The sequence below is a fragment of the Rhizobium sp. BK181 genome, from assembly GCF_014193305.1.
Taxonomy (GTDB): domain Bacteria; phylum Pseudomonadota; class Alphaproteobacteria; order Rhizobiales; family Rhizobiaceae; genus Rhizobium.
In genome coordinates, this window is record NZ_JACHZA010000001.1 from 351,282 (window position 1) to 368,544 (window position 17,263).

19 protein-coding genes are annotated in these 17,263 nt (G+C 61.8%); 11 read left to right on the forward strand and 8 right to left on the reverse strand.

Annotation, left to right across the window (positions count from 1 at the left end; all coding sequences use genetic code 11):
* Positions 1-110: 110 nt before the first annotated feature.
* Positions 111-611, forward strand: a complete 501-nt coding sequence (locus FHT77_RS01800) for a GFA family protein (RefSeq protein WP_183751987.1) — start codon at positions 111-113, stop codon at positions 609-611.
* Between the two features lie 58 nt (positions 612-669).
* Here FHT77_RS01800 and FHT77_RS01805 read toward each other — a convergent pair whose 3' ends face one another.
* Positions 670-2,235, reverse strand: a complete 1,566-nt coding sequence (locus tag FHT77_RS01805; protein ID WP_183751989.1) for an FAD-dependent monooxygenase — start codon at positions 2,233-2,235, stop codon at positions 670-672.
* 336 nt (positions 2,236-2,571) lie between these two features.
* A complete protein-coding gene (locus FHT77_RS01810; protein ID WP_183751991.1) occupies positions 2,572-2,916 on the reverse strand; it encodes a nuclear transport factor 2 family protein in 345 nt (114 codons plus the stop codon).
* Positions 2,917-3,129: 213 nt separating this feature from the next.
* Between FHT77_RS01810 and FHT77_RS31180 the strand changes: the two genes are divergently transcribed.
* Entirely contained in the window at positions 3,130-3,276 is a 147-nt protein-coding gene (locus FHT77_RS31180; RefSeq protein ID WP_246712545.1) for a hypothetical protein, read from the forward strand.
* A 33-nt stretch (positions 3,277-3,309) separates the two neighbouring features.
* A complete protein-coding gene (locus FHT77_RS01820; protein WP_183751993.1) occupies positions 3,310-4,548 on the forward strand; it encodes a multidrug efflux MFS transporter in 1,239 nt (412 codons plus the stop codon).
* Here the strand turns inward: FHT77_RS01820 and FHT77_RS01825 are convergent.
* The gene (locus FHT77_RS01825) at positions 4,529-5,140 is read right to left on the reverse strand and encodes a TetR/AcrR family transcriptional regulator (protein WP_183751995.1); all 612 of its coding nucleotides are present in this window, start codon (positions 5,138-5,140) and stop codon (positions 4,529-4,531) included. The genes FHT77_RS01820 and FHT77_RS01825 overlap by 20 nt on opposite strands.
* A gap of 116 nt (positions 5,141-5,256) precedes the next feature.
* On the opposite strand from FHT77_RS01825, the gene FHT77_RS01830 reads away from it, so the two are divergent.
* A complete protein-coding gene (locus FHT77_RS01830; protein WP_183751997.1) occupies positions 5,257-5,940 on the forward strand; it encodes a glutathione S-transferase family protein in 684 nt (227 codons plus the stop codon).
* Between the two features lie 30 nt (positions 5,941-5,970).
* On the opposite strand, the gene FHT77_RS01835 is transcribed toward FHT77_RS01830, so the two are convergent.
* Positions 5,971-6,897 carry a bestrophin family protein gene (locus tag FHT77_RS01835; protein ID WP_183751999.1) on the reverse strand — a complete coding sequence of 309 codons (927 nt, stop codon included), beginning with the start codon at positions 6,895-6,897 and terminating at the stop codon, positions 5,971-5,973.
* Positions 6,898-7,008: 111 nt separating this feature from the next.
* A complete protein-coding gene (locus FHT77_RS01840) occupies positions 7,009-7,896 on the reverse strand; it encodes a branched-chain amino acid aminotransferase (RefSeq protein WP_183752001.1) in 888 nt (295 codons plus the stop codon).
* Between the two features lie 248 nt (positions 7,897-8,144).
* Between FHT77_RS01840 and FHT77_RS01845 the strand changes: the two genes are divergently transcribed.
* On the forward strand, positions 8,145-9,185 hold the full coding sequence (locus tag FHT77_RS01845; RefSeq protein ID WP_183752003.1) for a zinc-dependent alcohol dehydrogenase family protein: 1,041 nt from the start codon (positions 8,145-8,147) through the stop codon (positions 9,183-9,185).
* Positions 9,186-9,326: 141 nt separating this feature from the next.
* Here FHT77_RS01845 and FHT77_RS01850 read toward each other — a convergent pair whose 3' ends face one another.
* Entirely contained in the window at positions 9,327-9,809 is a 483-nt protein-coding gene (locus tag FHT77_RS01850; protein ID WP_183752005.1) for a cupin domain-containing protein, read from the reverse strand.
* A 236-nt stretch (positions 9,810-10,045) separates the two neighbouring features.
* Between FHT77_RS01850 and FHT77_RS01855 the strand changes: the two genes are divergently transcribed.
* From FHT77_RS01855 to FHT77_RS01875, 5 genes are all read left to right on the forward strand, one after another.
* The gene (locus tag FHT77_RS01855) at positions 10,046-10,513 is read left to right on the forward strand and encodes a cupin domain-containing protein (RefSeq protein WP_183752007.1); all 468 of its coding nucleotides are present in this window, start codon (positions 10,046-10,048) and stop codon (positions 10,511-10,513) included.
* A gap of 246 nt (positions 10,514-10,759) precedes the next feature.
* Positions 10,760-11,530 (forward strand): trans-aconitate 2-methyltransferase, encoded by a 771-nt coding sequence (gene tam / locus FHT77_RS01860; protein ID WP_183752009.1) that lies wholly within the window; start codon positions 10,760-10,762, stop codon positions 11,528-11,530.
* 133 nt (positions 11,531-11,663) lie between these two features.
* Positions 11,664-13,172, forward strand: a complete 1,509-nt coding sequence (gene zwf / locus FHT77_RS01865) for a glucose-6-phosphate dehydrogenase (protein ID WP_183752011.1) — start codon at positions 11,664-11,666, stop codon at positions 13,170-13,172.
* 372 nt (positions 13,173-13,544) lie between these two features.
* Positions 13,545-13,751 carry a hypothetical protein gene (locus FHT77_RS01870; RefSeq protein WP_040674033.1) on the forward strand — a complete coding sequence of 69 codons (207 nt, stop codon included), beginning with the start codon at positions 13,545-13,547 and terminating at the stop codon, positions 13,749-13,751.
* 120 nt (positions 13,752-13,871) lie between these two features.
* Positions 13,872-14,303: a hypothetical protein gene (locus FHT77_RS01875; RefSeq protein WP_114711973.1), complete on the forward strand. Its 432-nt coding sequence runs from the start codon at positions 13,872-13,874 to the stop codon at positions 14,301-14,303.
* 55 nt (positions 14,304-14,358) lie between these two features.
* On the opposite strand, the gene FHT77_RS01880 is transcribed toward FHT77_RS01875, so the two are convergent.
* A complete protein-coding gene (locus FHT77_RS01880) occupies positions 14,359-14,754 on the reverse strand; it encodes a hypothetical protein (RefSeq protein ID WP_183752013.1) in 396 nt (131 codons plus the stop codon).
* Positions 14,755-14,984: 230 nt separating this feature from the next.
* Here FHT77_RS01880 and FHT77_RS01885 point away from each other — a divergent pair, with 230 nt between their 5' ends.
* Positions 14,985-16,544 (forward strand): helicase HerA-like C-terminal domain-containing protein, encoded by a 1,560-nt coding sequence (locus FHT77_RS01885; protein WP_183752015.1) that lies wholly within the window; start codon positions 14,985-14,987, stop codon positions 16,542-16,544.
* Between the two features lie 45 nt (positions 16,545-16,589).
* On the opposite strand, the gene FHT77_RS01890 is transcribed toward FHT77_RS01885, so the two are convergent.
* A complete protein-coding gene (locus tag FHT77_RS01890; RefSeq protein ID WP_183752017.1) occupies positions 16,590-16,889 on the reverse strand; it encodes an alkylphosphonate utilization protein in 300 nt (99 codons plus the stop codon).
* Positions 16,890-17,263: the final 374 nt, after the last annotated feature.

The window sequence follows — 17,263 nt, forward strand, 5'->3', positions numbered from 1 at the left end:
AGCCTTGCAGCGCAAACGGGCGGTCGGACAACGGGCGAGTCCCCGGAACAGTCGAGATAGCGGCGAAAACCTAAATCGGGCCTGACCGGCCGCTTGGAAGAGGAGAGAAAATGAAACGCATCGACATGGAGGTGAGCGGCGGCTGCCAATGCGGTGCGGTGCGCTACCACGCAAAAGCAATGCTCGACAATTCGCATCTCTGCCATTGCCGCATGTGCCAGAAAGCTTCGGGGAGCATCTTTGCCGCGCTCGTCGCCGCACCCGACGATGCGCTCACCTGGACACGCGGCAAGCCGAGCGTCTGGAGGAGCTCGGAGCTTGTCGAGCGCGGCTTCTGCGCCAATTGCGGAACGCCATTGTTTTTCCACCACCTTAAAAACGGTCGCACCAACCTGATGATAGGTTCGCTTGACGATCCGCACGCATTCCCGCCGCTTGCCAATACGTGCACCGAAAACATGGTGGTATGGTTCGATACGATCACGGGCATAGAAAACGCCGGTGCGACCGAGAACAACGGCGCCGACTGGGCCGCAGCAATCAAGGAAAGCAACAACCAGCATCCCGATCACGATACCACCTCATGGGCAGTGAGGGCGCGCGATCGCTGAGTTCGGGCGGCTGCAAGCGATTGCGGCTCTGCCGGGCGCGGCGTTAGAGGACAAGGCTTCAGGCAGATTCAGCGACCGGCTTTGCTTTGCCGAACCATCGCGAGGTGGCCTGTGCGGCGTCCTCAAGATCAGGGGCAGTGTCCGAGGCCCAGGCGACGACTCCATCCGGGCGCACGAGCAAAGCACTCAAACCCAGCCGGTCTTTCGCGGTGCCCGCGACGTAGGTCATGCGTTCACTCCAACCGTTTGCCAAGGCTTGAAGGGGAGAGCCAGGGCCAAAGTCCAGCAGCAGGCCTTGCCCACGCCTGAGGCGTTCGCCGAGTTTCGTCCCGTCGGCGAGCTCGAAGTCGGGCGCGCTACGACCGACCAGCGGATGGCTGCCGCCTAGATCCTGGCGGAGAGAAACGCCCGATACCCGCTCCGCGAAATAGGTCGCCCCGTCTCGAGTTTCGATCAGATCACGGATGATGGCTTCGAGCGCTCGCGAACTGCGGTTCGGCCGCATGAGCGCGACCTGGGCGCGCGACCAGTCGAGGATCTGAGCCCCGACAGGGTGCCGCTCGCTTGCATAGGTGTCGAGCAGGCCGTCCGCCGCATCGCCGCGGATGGTGGCGGCAAGCTTCCATCCGAGGTTCATCGCGTCGCCAAGCCCGAGGTTGAGGCCTTGGCCGCCCAGGGGGGAATGGACGTGCGCTGCGTCGCCGGCGAGCAGCACTCGCCCGTTGCGGTACTCTGTCGCCTGATAGGCGCGATCCGTCCAGGTGGTGGCGAGCTGGAGTGCTGTTATCGTCACGTGGGCAGCTGAGATCCGGTGCAAAACCGCCTGCACATGCTCGAGCGTAATCGGTTGCGTTCGGTGAAAAGCACCCCCGTCAAACTCGACCATCGCGATCGTCCCGGGGCGGGAGTACGTATACATGCCCGTCCGCGTATAGTGACGGCCGAGCTGGAGCTTGTCCGGATCGGCCATTTCAACCTCGACGGAATAGCCGGTGAACTCGGGATCGGTACCGACGAATTCAAAGCCGGCGGCCTTGCGCACGGTGCTGCGGCCACCATCGCAACCGACGAGCCAGCGTCCCTCGAAGGTTTCACCACCGGCGCGGACGCTGACGATTTCGCCGGACTGCTCGAGCTCCTCGACGCTGAAGCCGCGCCGGATCTCGACGCCCATTGCGGTTGCGCGGGCGGCCAAGACGGCTTCGAGGTGCTCCATCTCGATCACCATGCTGGTGCCGGCCGGACTTGGCAGACGATACTGCCACTTCGCGGTGTCAATGTTGTCTTGGTAAAATTGGATACCGGCGAAATGGCCCGCCGGCCGGCGCGCCTGTTGCATCCAATGCGCGGATGCCGGAGCGCTTCGGTTGCCCGGGTCGTCCTTTGCAGGTTGCGGAGCAGTGATGTCGTCCAGCATTCCGCGACGGTAGAAGGCTTCGATGGTGGGAGCCGAAAGGCCGCGCATTCCGAATGGAAGGCGCTTCAACGGCGAAATCGGGTCTTCGACCTGCTCCAGAACCAAGACCGAGAGGTCCGCAAGCCGCAGCTCGCAGGCGAGAAATAGGCCGACAGGGCCGGCGCCGGCGATCACGACGTCATAGATGGTCGATTGGCTGTTGTGCATGAACTGCTCCCTTGTTGGTGTTCGACCCGGAGCGGTTCATCGACGCGAGAACCACACGGACGAACAATCGGCACCGCCTGAGCGGCCCGATGCTCGTCGTGGGGGATCTCATGCACGAGGCAGGAGGCCAGAGCTTTCGTTTCCAAAAGGACTTGGGCTTACCAAACCAAGTCTGCCTTTTCCGACGCAGGCTGTATAACGGATTGACGACCGGCCTGCAACGCCGGCTGCGGCGCGAGCCCGATCGAGGCTGCAGCCGCAAGAACCCGTCGACCCAAGCTGGCGCTGGGGCATTTCGAGGGTCGGTCGCGTATTTGCCGAGTTGTTCTCCAAGCGCTAGACGTTGCGACCGAAAAAAACGTCCACGGAGGCGACCTTGTCGCCCCTAAAACGTAGAACCTCCATGTTGCGGAACGCGCCGCCGTCATGCTTTTCGGCGCGGTAGCGGACCACGGCCTCGTCGCCTGCAATCTGGAGGTATTCGATCTCCATGTCGCGAAATGGTGGCGGCTCTGGCCAACAGCGGCTGAAATATTCGATCCGATCGATACGATCGTCGCGTGGGCTGGAGAAGCTGAAGTCCTCCGTCAGCAGTGCACCGGCATCATCCTTGCGGCCCTCGATGTAGGCAGCGTAAAGGCTGCGAACGATGCCCTTGCGTCGTGTGTCATCGCCTGCCACCGCCCGGTCCTTCGTTTTAATTCCGATTGCAATTTGCAATCAGTTTATAGCAGAGGGAACCACCTTGCGCAACCGCGGCCGGGAATCGGCTGGCGAAGGGCTGATGGTGACGGCCTGCGGCGGGTTGCATCGGAGACCAATCGAACACCACGGCGCCGACAAAACGGCTTCGAAGCCGCCTTGATGGATGGTCCGCGAGGGAGCTATATGGGCGTGTACCCACCCCGGAACGATCTGCGCATCCACTGCCGGGCAACCGCCCATGCGCTCGACACCGACCGGCTCCCGCTTCCCGACGCCTTCACCCGCGCCGATTTCCTTGCCGCCGCAAAGGGACATGCTTGCCTCCCGCGCGGCTGAACTGACCTATACGATCAATGCAAAGGCCATGAAATGACCGATACCAAATGGGAAGCCGCCGTCGTCGACAGCGGTTCGATATACTGGAAGCGCAATCTGGTCATCTCGCTGCTCGGCTCGTTCACGACGATCGTCGCAATGACGCTGCTGCTCCCCTTCCTGCCGCTCTATGTCGAGGAGCTGGGCGTCAGCGACCATGCAGCGATCGTGCAATGGTCGGGCATCGCCTATGGCGCGACCTTTTTGGCCGCCGCATTCGTGGCGCCGCTCTGGGGCCGCCTCGGCGACATCTATGGGCGCAAGCTGATGCTGGTGCGCGCCAGCGCCGGGATGACGGTCGCGATCTCGCTGATGGGCATGGCCGACAATGTCTGGCAGCTGGTGGCGTTGCGCCTGTTCGTCGGCCTTGCCGGCGGCTATTCGTCCGGCTCGATGGTATTGGTCGCCACGCAGACGCCGAAGGACCGTTCCGCCTGGGCGCTCGGCATGCTCTCGTCCGGTATCATGGCTGGCAACCTTGTCGGGCCGCTGATAGGTGGCGCGCTGCCGCCGTTGATCGGCATCCGCAACACCTTCCTCGCCGCCGGCGCGATGATATTCCTGGCGTTTCTCGCCACGACCTTCCTGATCAAGGAAGAGAAGTCCCCTGCCCGCAAACAGGCCGCAAAGGCGAGCGGCGGCTGGGCCTCGATCCCGGACAAGGGACCCGTCATCGCGATGCTCGCGACCGGTATGCTGCTGATGCTCGCCAACATGTCGATCGAGCCGATAATCACCGTTTATGTCGCGCAACTGGCAGAAGACCCGCGCAAGGTCACCATGATCGCGGGTATCGTCATGTCGGCCGCAGCTCTCGGCAGCATCCTGTCGGCCTCGCGGCTCGGCAAGCTTGCCGACCGGATCGGTCACTGGCCCGTTATAGCGGGCGCGCTTGCCGTTGCCGGCCTGCTGCTCATCCCGCAGGCATTCGTGACCAGCTCCTGGCAGCTGATCATCCTGCGTTTCCTGATGGGGATAGCGCTCGGCGGGCTTCTGCCCTGCATTTCCGCGGTCATCCGCCATAGCGTACCGGACAGTGCGGCTGGCAGTATCCTCGGGCTTTCGGTGTCGTCGCAATATGTCGGCCAGGTCGCCGGCCCGGTGCTCGGCGGCTTCATTGGCGGCCATATCGGCATGCGGGCGGTCTTTCTTGGAACCTGTGTGCTTTTGATTGCCGGTTCCGCCTATGCCTGGCTGGTGCGACCGCGCGCCGTCACGGCACGCCGCAGATAAGATCGACGGCGGAGCGCGCCAGCGCTTCCAGCGCCTCACGGGTTTCCCCGGCCCGCGCCCGCACTGCCAGCGAGTGCATGATGGTCGAGGCCAACCGGGCCAACGCCTTCGGATCGGTCTTCTCCGGCAGCTCTCCGCGTTCGATAGCGAGGCCGAGGCGATCTTCTATCGCGCGGTCGAAATCAGCAAGGCTGCGGCCCAGCACCTCGCGCACCCGCTCGTGCCGGACGGCTTCGACGGTCGCCGTGCTGATCAACAGGCAGCCACGCGCTGCCGTATCGCCGTGAAGGTAGGCGGCAAGGGCGCGATCATACATCCGGGCTAGATTCTCTCGGACCGGCAAGGACGGATCCAGCGCGTCCTCGAGCGCAACCATGCTGTCGGCCCGGTAGCCCTCCAGCGTGTCCAGATAAAGATCCTCCTTGTCGCCGAAGGCATTGTAGAGGCTTGGCCGGTTGAGGCTCGTGGCGGCGCTCAGATTGTCCAGCGACGCCGCGGAAAATCCCCGGTCCCAGAAAACCTCACGCGCCTTGCCGATCGCGGCGCTCGCATCGAACGCGCGCGGACGGCCGCGCTTTTTCTCATCCTTCATATTTTTGTACCGCTTCGCATTAAATTCTTGACGAGCATATTTTTATGCGAAACAGTACAAATGTCCAATGAATTGATGCCGGCACGCCAATGCCGGTCTGCGGAGGAGGAAATCCAATGAAACTTTACATGCGTGCTGCCGCCTGTTCGCTTTCGCCGCATATCGTTTGCCGTGAACTCGGGATCGATGTGGAACTGATCATCGTCGATCCTGCGACCCACCGAGCGGAGAATGGCAACGACTATCTTTCCATCAACGGCAACGGCTATGTGCCGGCCCTGATTCTCGACGATGGCAAGGTGTTGACCGAGGGGCCGATCATCGCCCAGTTCCTTGCCGATAGCGCGCCTGAGGGAACATCTATGCTGCCGGCAGCCGGTACCTTCGAGCGCAGCCAGGTGCAATCCTACCTGAACTTCATCGCATCGGAGCTGCACAAACCGATGGTCATGTTTTTCGATGCAGCCTATGCCGGCGCCCATGACCAGATCCACGCCCTGCTCGTCAAAAGGCTGGAATGGCTGAGCAGCCATATGAAAGGGCCCTACCTGACCGGTGAAAATTTCACCGTGGCCGATGCCTATCTCTTCGTCTGCCTGAACTGGTCGCCATGGATCGCTATCGACCTCAGACAATGGCCCATGCTTTCCGCTTTCATGAAGCGGGTTGCCGAGCGGCCAAGGGTGAAAGAGGCGCTACAGGCCGAGCAGCTGCTGGCCTTTGAACAGGACGGCGTCTTTTTTGCCCCCGAGGTCTACCTTACCGCGGCCAACCGGACCGGCACGCCTGTCCTGCCCTGACCTAATGTCGGCGCGTGGACGCAGGAGGGCCTACATCAGCAGGTAATCCACCGGCACCGGGAGCGGCGGCAGGTCCGTCTCTCCCAGCGCTTCGCGCAGATTGATCTCGATCGTGTCTGCAAGGGCGCCGATCGGCAGCGCGTTCGGCTGGTTGCCGAAGGGGGCTTCCAGTTCGTCGCCCAATGCGTCTAGGCCGAAGAAGGTGTAGGCGACCAAAGCGGTGGCAAACGGCATGAACCAGCCGAGAACATCATCGAAGCCGAACGGCAACAGCAGGCAGAAGAGGTGCGCCGTGCGGTGCAGCAGCAGTGTGTAGCCAAATGGCACCGGCGTCCAGCGGATACGCTCACAGGAGGCCTGCGCCAGCGTCAGCTCGCCAAGCGTCTTATCCAGTATCTGATAGGAGATGTCTGACAGCATGCTCTTGGCGCGCAGATCGGCAAGCCCTCGGGAGATTTCCAGCGAAATCGCCTCCGGCGGCGTGCGGCTTGCGTGATAGCGCGCTTTCAGTTCGGGCGGTAGCAGGCGCTCGACCTTTTCGCGGCCGCTGCCGGCGCGTAAGTGCGGCACCAGCGACTGAATGAAGGCGATGACGAGTGTGACGAGGCGTTTGCGCGCTTCGGCACCGGTTTCACCCTGCCCCGTTTCGAGGATCAGCGTCTGCCGTGCGAAGTGGCGCGCCGAAAAGATCAGTTGCCCCCACTGCTTGCGCGCCTCCCACCAGCGGTCATAGCAGGCGTTGTTGCGGAAGCCGAGGAAGATGGAGATTGCGATACCGAGCAGCGCGAAGGGAGCGCCGTTGAAGACCGGCAGAACCCCGGGCCAGACGGTGTGGACAAGGACCACGATCGAGGAGATGAAGCCGGTCAGCAGAATCTGCGGAAAGACCTGCTTGATGATCGAGCCGCGGAGAATGAAGAAGAGCTGAAGCAGGCTGGGACGGGGGCGCACGATCATGACGCGGGCTTCTCGGTCGTTCGATTGATGAAATCTCGGCCCTTCCTCCCTACAGCCGACCGAATGGCCGCGGCAAGCGCGACCATTCCATTCAGATCCGAGACAACAGACTTAGCTGTCGCTTTCGCTGCGACCGAAAGCCCAGTCCATGTAGAGCTCGAACGCCTTGCGGGTGACCGGCCCCGGCTGGAAGTCGCGGCCGTCGAGGCGGCTGATGCCGACGACCTTGGAGTAGTTGCCGGTCGTGAAGATCTCGTCGGCGTTCATGAAATCCTCGACGGAGAGCGTCATTTCTCGGACCTCGAAGCCTGCCTTGCGCAGGAGGCCGATGACCCGGGCGCGGGTGACGCCGGCCAGGAAGGTGCGGTTGGCGATCGGGGTCGAGACGATGCCGTCCCTGACCATGAAGATGTTGGAGGATGCCGTTTCGGCGACGTTGCCGCTCATGTCGCGCATCAACGCGTTGTCGAAGCCGCGGCTCTTGGCTTCGGCAATGGCGCGACCGCTGTTCGGATAGAGCGAACCTGTCTTGGCATCCGTCATCGCCGTTTCCGGTGATGGACGGCGGTAGGGCGAAACGGTGAGCGAATTCGGCGCATGATTGCCGAGCGGCGCTTCGAAGAGGCAAAGTGCGAAGCGGGTCGATTCACCGTCAACCGTGACCACACTGCCGGCCGAGCCATGCTCGCCCCAGTACATCGGCTTGATGTAGATCGGCGTCTTGCCGTCGAACTTCTTGATGCCTTCCCAGGCCAGCGCCTCGATTTCCTCGGCTGTCTTGACCGGCTTCAGACCCATGTTGATCGCCGAGCGATTGACCCGCTGGCAATGCAGGTCGAGATCAGGCGCAATGCCATCGAACCACCGGGCGCCGTCAAAGACCGTCGAGGCAAGCCACATCGCGTGCGAGGTTGGTCCGATCAGCGGCGGATTGCCGGGAAGCCACTCTCCGTCAACGTAGGTCCAGGTGGTTGAACGGGGCGATGTATCGACGGCCATTGCGTCCTCCTTGAAAAGTCAGAAGAGCAAAATCCCCCTGCAGAGAGGCGGTCAAGGAGAAATCCGCGCCCCGGAACCCTACGCAAGAAAATGGCGAAGAGCGTTTGCAGGGAGTAATATTCGTGCGCGACCTGTTGAACGCCATCGATGGGTCTATCACTGAAAATCATGGATTGCGCGATTGGAAGCAACGCAGGCGCTGTGCCATCATGCGCCACGAACGCTGCGACCGACGGGGAGTGATAGCGATGAAAGCCATGTTCTACGACGCCTTCGAGAAGGCTCCGGAAATTCGCGCCCTCCCCGACCCGACGCCCAGCGCGGACGGCGTCGTCATCGCCGTCGGAGCGTCCGGGCTTTGCCGCAGCGACTGGCACGGCTGGATGGGCCACGATCCCGATATCAGGCTCCCTCACGTGCCGGGCCACGAGTTGGCAGGCAAGGTGGTTGCGACAGGCAAGGGCGTCATGCGCTTCAAGGTCGGCGATCGCGTGACGGTCCCCTTCGTTTCCGGCTGCGGTCATTGCAGCGAATGCCATTCCGGCAATCAGCAGGTCTGCCCGAACCAATTCCAGCCGGGCTTCACGCATTGGGGTTCGTTCGCGGAATACGTGGCGATCGACTACGCCGATACCAACCTCGTGCATCTGCCTGACAGCGTCGACGACGCGACCGCAGCAAGCCTCGGCTGCCGCTTCGCGACATCATTTCGGGCGGTCGCCGACCAGGCGCGCACCGGCCCCGGCGAATGGATTGCCGTGCATGGCTGCGGCGGCGTCGGGCTTTCGGCCATCATGATCGCCAGCGCGCTTGGAGCCAACGCGATCGGTATCGATCTTTCCGATCAGAAGCTTGCGTTTGCGCGCGAATGCGGAGCCGTGGCGACGATCAATGCCAGCAACGTGGCCGATGTGGCGGAAGCCGTGCGCGAAATCACAAAGGGTGGCGCGCATGTCTCGATCGACGCACTCGGCCACCCCGTCACCTGCTTCAACTCAATCAAGAACCTGCGCCGGCGCGGGCGGCACGTGCAGATCGGCCTGATGCTCGGCGAATATGCGACACCCAAGATCCCTATGGCGCAGGTGATCGGCCACGAGTTGGAGATCTACGGCAGTCATGGGATGCAAGCCTGGCGCTATGATGCGATGCTGGCGATGCTGACGTCGGGCAAGATCGCGCCGCAAAAGCTGATCGGCCGGCGCATCACACTCGAGGAGGCAATCCCGGGCCTGATGACGCTGGATCGAGCCGAGGGTGTCGGGATCAGCGTGATTACGCAGTTCTGATTTGGTTGTACACCCTGCTCTCTGCGGCCGGATGAACCTGTGTGGAGGGGCGCCCGCGACGAGATCGCCAGGCGCCGTGCAGACCAACACAAAAGTCAGCGCCGCCGCTTGAAGGGTGGCCCCCACGTCTACGCCCGCAGCCTATTCGCGCTTTGCAATCGCCAGACCCAGAGCCAACGTCGCATCGTTGACAATTCCGAGGCGGGCCTCGATGACTGCAATTTTTTCGGGCGTATCGGCATTCAGCGCCTCGATGTCTATAAAGAGCTGCTCGCAGCCTCCCGGCGTTACTGTCCCGAACATCTGACCCGGCTCGTCGCTGATATTCCGCCAGCTGTGCTGAACATGCGGCGGCAGAACGACCACTGTTCCAGGCGGAGCATCGAACTCATCGTCCCCGCATCGAATGCGGTATAAGCCACGGATGACGCGAAAGACTTCAGTTTCGCGCGTGTGCGTGTGGGGCGCCGGGCCTTGTCCGGGCGGGGTGAAGGTTTCCCACATTCCGAATGCGCCACCGGTCTCGGCGGCCGTGGCGTGGATAACGATCCTGGCGCCGAAGGGCGTCCGAGCGACGCGCTCGCGCCCCGGCAAAGAGACAACTGCACTTCGAAAACCGGACATGGCCGCCCTCTCCTGTTGATTGTATTCACGATAGCACACGACCAAAGTCAGGTGAACGCCGGGTCCCGGACGGGAAGGCCCGCGATGCGGCGGTACGACGCGCCGTCTTGATGCCGCAGGGATCGCCACCCATATGCCGGACGACGCTGCAAGCGCCAATCGACGAACTTGAGCGGGTTGCCAATGACCTCGGAAAGGTCTAACCGGCTCGCCGCCAAGAACAAGAAAAGCGAGACATGATGTCCAACTCATTTGTGAAAGCGCCTGCCCCGGCGAGCGCGAAGGTGTTCTTCGTGCTGGGCGATCGGATCGAGCGACGGGCTCGTCTGCAGGGAGCCTGGCTCAACATCTTCGACATTACCGTGCCGGCGGGTAGCCGGACGCCGCTTCACCGCCACGCGAGCCCGGAGGTCTTCCGGATCATCGAGGGCCGGCTGACAATCCGGCGCGCGACCGAGAACGGCATTGAGGAATTTCAGGCGACGGCGGGCGATATCGTCCGCATCGAAGCGAACCAGCCGCACGCCTACTCCAATCCCGGTCCTGACGCCGCCGTGTTCTCGGCGATCGTCGATAGCGACATGGCGGACTTCCTGGAAGCTGCCGGTTCGCAGGAGCCGCCAAAGGCGACACCTTCCACCGAGACAATGGAACGCATGAAGGCTGCGGCCAATGCGCACGGCATCACCATCCTGGCGGCATAACCTCGACGCCCGAGCTGCTTGTTCGGGCGATCTCTCCTGTCTTAAAAATTGCTGTCATATGAGGACGGTATGGCGGTTTCGGGCGCTACCCGTGCGCCCGTCGCGTTTCCTCGACTGTATTCGGCGCTCGCCTTCGCCGGCTATCCGTGGGCAAAAATTTGCCCTTGAGCTCGCCAGGCGGGGCCGCAACATCGACAACGCGCGGCGTCGAGCGTATCAAGGAATGCGTAATCAAGGAGACGTTTCATGGCATGGTCTGCCGGCCAATATGTCAAATTCGAAGATGAGCGCACGCGTCCCGCGCGTGATCTGCTCGCGCAAGTGCCGCTCGAGCGCGTGCGCCATGCCATCGACCTCGGCTGCGGTCCCGGCAATTCGACCGAACTGATCGTCGAACGCTTCGGCGCTGAGGGCGTTTCCGGCCTGGACAGCGATCTGAACATGCTGGAGGCCGCGCGCAAGCGGATGCCCGGCACGTCCTTCGTCGAGGCAGACCTTGCCACCTGGCACCCGAGCGAACCGGCAGACCTTCTTTTTGCAAACGCCGTGTTCCAATGGCTGCCGAACCATCTCGACATTTTCGATCGCCTGATGGACGGGCTGGCGCCGGGTGGCGCGCTTGCCGTGCAGATGCCTGACAATCTGGCTGAGCCGACCCATCTGCTGATGGAAGAAACCGCTCATTCCGGCCCGTGGAAGGCGGCCTTCGAGGCGAAGAGCGTTCGCCGCAAGCCACTGCCGCCGGCCTCGACCTACTACAGCCGGCTAACCGCCAAGGCGGCGCGGGTCGACATCTGGCACACCGCCTACAATCATCCAATGGCTGATGCCGCCGCGATCGTCGAATGGGTGAAGGGTACGGGCCTCAGACCTTATCTCGATCATGCAGGCGAAGATCATCGCGACGCATTCCTGGCAGATTATCTCGGCCGCGTCGAAAAGGCCTACCCCAAGATGTGGGACGGTCGCGTCTTGCTGCGTTTTCCGCGGATCTTCATGGTGGCCGTCAAGAGCTGACAACAGCGCGTCCATCTTTGGGGGCGGTACGGCCTGATCCCTCTGACATCGCCTTGCAATGGTCGGTCGGCATCCTGCTTGCCGCCGAACCAGCGCGCACTATAGTCGTGACAAACAGCGAGGAGAGAGCTTTATGGACGCCGCCCCCATTCCGCCAGCCACCCTTGTTATCTTTGGCGCCACGGGCGACCTGACGCGGCGCCTGCTGATCCCGGCAATCATCAATCTGACGCGGAGCGGGCTGGTCGGCGACGACCTGAAGATTCTCGGCGTCGGCATCGAACCAGGCGATGACGCCTCGTTGGTGGCACGGCTGGACAGCTTTCTCGCCACCCTGAGCGAACCGATCCGGCCGGAGACCGACGATGCATGGCGTCGGCTGCGCCAACGCATTTCGTATATCTCAGGCGATTTCACGCAGGACCCCATATTCGTCGAGATCAAGAAGCACCTGACGAGCTGCAACGCAGCCTTCTACTTTGCGGTGCCGCCGCAGTTTTTCGGACCGCTGGTCGAAAAGCTGCATGCGCATGGGCTGACCAGCGAGGCCGAGGGATGCTTCCGGCGCATTGCGATCGAGAAACCTTTCGGCACCGACCTAGCCTCCGCCCGTGCGTTGAACGCGCATATCCTCAGCAACATCTCCGAGAACCAAGTCTATCGTCTCGATCACTTCCTGGGGAAGGAAACGGTGCAGAACATTCTGACGGCCCGCTTCGCCAACATGATGATCGAATCCCTCTGGAACAACAATTACATCGATCATGTGCAGATTTCCGCGGCGGAGATCGTGGACGTCGGCACACGCGGCAAGTTCTACGACGCGACCGGCGCCCTGCGCGACATGATTCCCAATCACCTGTTCCAGCTGCTGGCGATGATCGCGATGGAGGCCCCGAACGGTTTCGGCGCGGAAACGATCCGCACCGAAAAGAGCAAGGCGCTGAGCGCTCTGCGCATCTACACGCCGGAAGAGGCTGTCTCGCACGCGGTTCGCGGCGCCTATGCGGCCGGCACGCTCGACGGACGCGACATTACCGCATTCCGCGAGACCAAGGATGTCTCGCCGGACAGCAACACCGAGACCTATGTCGCGTTGAAGCTCTATGTCGACACTTGGCGCTGGGCCGGGGTGCCGTTCTACCTCAGAACGGGCAAAGCCTTGAAGGCGCGTGATACGGAGGTCGTGATCACCTTCAAGCAGGTGCCGTTCGCGCAGTTCCGGAAGAAGGACGTCAACCGCCATTTGCCAGCGAACAAGATGGTCATCCAGGTGCAGCCGGATGAGGGGTTGAGCGTCGAGATCTCCATCAAGTCGCCCGGTCTTTCCGTCGATACCGTCCCGGTCTCGCTCGACTTCCGCTATGCTGACGAGTTCGATATCGGCAAGATGACCGGATACGAGTCGCTTCTCTACGACCTTTTCATCGGTGACCAGACGCTGTTCCAGCGCGCCGACGGGATCGAGGCCGGCTGGGCGGCGGTCCAACCCTTCCTGGATATGTGGGCAAAGAGCAGCGAAACGCCGGAGGCTTACGCGCCCGGAAGCAGCGGCCCATCCTGTGCTGACGAGCTCATCCGACGCGATGGCCGGGAGTGGCATCAGCTGGGCGAAGCGCCGCACAACCAAGGCCAAAAGTAACTTAAGAAATACCCGCCCAACTGAAGTAAAACCAAATGGCATTTCTATGCCACTCTCGCATAGCGAGCATAAATATCGATTCAGAGATGTTTAGACGCGATCGCCGACAACATATTTATGGTACGCTATACAAAATATGGATGAATTGACCCCTTCACCTGGCACAACGAAGATTCCTTTGCTGACCGCGTTGCTTTTTCCGGCGACAAAGAAGGCGGGGCTCGTCCAACCCCGACGGGCCCTTCTTATGTTTTTCTAGCATTTGGCGAATAAAGCATATATTAGTCGAAATTGTTAAAGCTCGATTAATATATTTACTTGCGCTCTTACGCGGCCTTGCTAAATCTATCCTCAGGGTTTTGGGGTATTGACATGGTAGATACTCAATTGGCTAAGAATCGTTCGACTTCCGATCAGCGTATGGAAACCTGCAGGTCGGAGTTCGAACCGCTCCTCTTCGAGCTCATTCGCAATGGCGAGAAGCGGGGATGGAAGGCAGCAGAAATCGCGATGGCGCTGGCCGACGCGGCTGACGACGTGATCCTCAAGCTGGCGAGAGAAACGAAGAGCAAGCATTGATCCGCTTGCCTCGCCGATCCCGATACAATGGCGCTTCAGAAGTGCTCCTTTAGCAAGTAAAGAAATCCTTGAGCTTGTCTCGTGTGATTCGTTTGCGCTTGCGCCAAGCAAAGGGGCCCTATGTTGCAGTTCATTGCCGCAGCTCTTTTTGCCTGTGGATGCGTCAGCCTCGCCGAGGTTGCCGACTGGGCGCCAGCGGACAGCTATGTGCCGAAGGTTAGTTGCCGTCAAAGCGGGGCGGCCGCGCGCTGCGAACAGATCCGCGCCGACTGGACCGGCCTCTACGCCGATGCGATCGGCGGCCGCATAGAAAGCCAACGGAAAGTCTCCTTTTGCCTGAGCACTGGCTGCGACCGCGGCATCGTGGTCGAGCCCGTCCTTGGCTGCGCTTGGCGCGAGGTCATCGCAGCCTCTCGCAACCCTCAGATCACCGATGCCGATCGGCGCAATGTCGAGCGCTATTGCGGCCCTCATGTGCTTGACGCGACCGGACGCGCTGCAGCCAGCGACCAGTCGCGGAACTGGCTCACCTTGCTCGGCATAACGCCGTAGCTACAATGCAAACGGGCGGGACCAGGCCCGCCCGCTGAAAGCTTGACTCGTCCGCTTAGACGAACTGGCTGAGACCGGGAACCGAGCCGACAACCTCGTCAACCACTTCCTTGCCGGCATACTGCTCGGCAATCGCGATGGTTTCCTTGGCAAGCGTGGTGATCTCGCCCATGCCGAGGCCTTCCGACATCAGCTGCTGGCCGAGCGCCATGATACCGCCACCGCCGAGAGCGCCCATGATGCTGCCGAGGATGCCGCCGCCGCCAGTCGCGCCCTCGCCGTTGTACTTGGCAACGAGGTCGGAGGCGCCCGGAATGGCTTCGATCATCTTGGCGACCGGACCGTCCGCCGCTTCGCGCTGCAGGAAGCCGAGCATCATGCCGAGCGCCTTTTCGGCCACCTCTGAGGGGATGCCCACGCGCGCGGCGATCTGGTCTACTATTTCATTCATTGTCAGCCTCCTATTTTTGACGTTAACGTCAACGTTAATCGAACTTTCGGGGCAACTCAAGACGCCTGCCGCGAAAGCGGGCTTTATCCTAGTTTTCCTTTTAATGCAGACAGTTGTCCGCACCGGGCTCCCTGCTTATAACAGGCAAACGATATTACAATGACCGTGCGGAAACGTTGCTCCGCATTTTGACGCAATCGGCGCCGACAGCCGCAGGGAGAATTTTCGAAATGCTCGAGGATGGCAAGATTTTCGTCGGCGTCAGCCGCAATCCCGATGACAGCATCAACAAGCCGGAATATCTCGACCTGAAGTTCGGGAACCGCCACGGCTTGGTGACGGGCGCGACCGGCACCGGCAAGACGGTAACGCTGCAGGTGCTCGCCGAGGGGTTCTCGAGGGCCGGCGTGCCGGTCTTCTGCGCCGACATCAAGGGCGACCTTTCCGGTATCGCCGCCAAGGGCGAGCCGAAGGATTTTCTGACCAAGCGCGCCGAGCAGATCGGCTTCGACGACTACGAGTTCGACCAGTTCCCGGTCATCTTCTGGGACCTGTTCGGCGAGAAGGGCCACCGTGTCCGCACCACCATCGCCGAGATGGGACCGCTGCTGCTGGCCCGCCTGATGGATGCTTCCGAGCCGCAGGAAGGCGTCATCAACATTGCCTTCAAGATCGCCGACCAGGGCGGCCTGCCGCTGCTCGACCTCAAGGACTTCTCCTCGCTGCTGAACTACATGGCAGAGAACGCGACGGAACTCTCCAGCAAGTTCGGCCTGATCTCGAAGGCGTCGGTCGCCTCGATCCAGCGGGCGATGCTGGTGCTGGAGCAGCAGGGCGCCGAGCATTTCTTCGGCGAGCCGGCGCTGAAAATCACCGACATCATGCGGACCAACAACCGCGGCTACGGCCAGATCTCGGTGCTTGCAGCCGACAAGCTGATGATGAACCCGCGGCTCTACGCGACCTTCCTGCTGTGGCTGCTTTCCGAACTCTTCGAGGAGTTGCCTGAAGTGGGCGATCCCGAGAAGCCGAACCTCGTTTTCTTCTTCGACGAGGCGCACTTGCTCTTTAACGACGCCCCGAAGGTGCTGCTGGAGCGTGTCGAGCAGGTCGTTCGCCTCATCCGTTCGAAGGGCGTCGGCGTCTATTTCGTGACGCAGAATCCGCTCGATGTGCCGGAAACGGTGCTCGCGCAGCTTGGCAACCGCGTGCAGCACGCGTTGCGCGCCTATTCGCCGCGCGAGCAGAAGGCGGTGAAGACCGCTGCCGACACTTTCCGCCCCAACCCTGCCTTCGACTGCGCCACCGTCATCACCACGCTCGGCACCGGAGAGGCGCTGGTGTCGACGCTGGAGGCAAAGGGCTCGCCCTCGATCGTCGAGCGGACGCTGGTCCGCCCGCCGTCCGGACGTGTCGGTCCGCTGACTGATGCGGAGCGTCAGCAGGTCATGGACAGGAGCCCCGTGCTCGGCGTCTATGATGAAGACCTCGATCGCGAGTCCGCCTTCGAGATTCTGGCGGCACGCGCGAAGAAGGCGTCGGACTCCGATGCCGCCAAGCAGGTGCAGCCGACAGAACCGACCGAAGGCAGCGCCTCGGGTCGCTGGACCCTGCCGGGCTTCGGTGACGACGACAACGAGCCGCAGGCCAAGAGCCAAGGTCGCGCCCGGTCCTCCGGCTATCAGCGTGAAACGGTCGTGGAAGCCGCGATGAAAAGCGTTGCCCGGACGGTGGCGACACAGGTCGGTCGGGCGTTGGTGCGCGGTATTCTCGGCAGCTTGAAGCGCTGAGGGAAAGGGCGTTATCGCCCTTCCGCCCAACGACGGGCACACCACCTAGCGCTTACGGACAAATTCCGTGCGCAGCACAAGGCCCTTGATGGCGTCGTGGCGGCAATCGATCTCGTCAGGATTGTCCGTCAGCCTGATCGACTTGATGACCGTGCCCTGCTTCAGCGTCTGATTGGCGCCCTTCACCTTCAGGTCCTTGATGAGGGTGACGGAATCGCCATCCCTGAGGACGTTTCCGGAAGCGTCCCGGACCTCGGCATTTCCCTGCCCGGCGGCCAATTCGGAAGCCGGACGCCATTCACCCGTCACTTCGTCATAGACGTATTCGTCGTCACCGCCTGCCATGGCGCTTCTCCTGGAGTTCAGAATTTTACCTGTCAGGGCCGCTTACAACAACCAAGCCGCCTTGCGCAAGTTGGCCTGCGGTCCGCCCGCCGAAGGCCTGGATACAACCGCCTCGATTGCATTTTTTCCTGCCGGATGGTATTTCGCCTATGCACTCAAAGAGAAAGGAGGGTCGCGTGCAAAATTACTATTTCCGGTTCAACCGGCAACGTGGCCCCGTCAACGCCCTGCAAATGCGTTTGCAGGGGTGACCAGAGACCGTTTCTCACAAACTTTCTTCCTGGTCTGCCTCTCGTGGCAGCAGTTCGGGCATTCTGCTCGTCTGCAATTCCTCATCCACCGAGCTTGAGCACACGCACGCGATGACGGCTGCA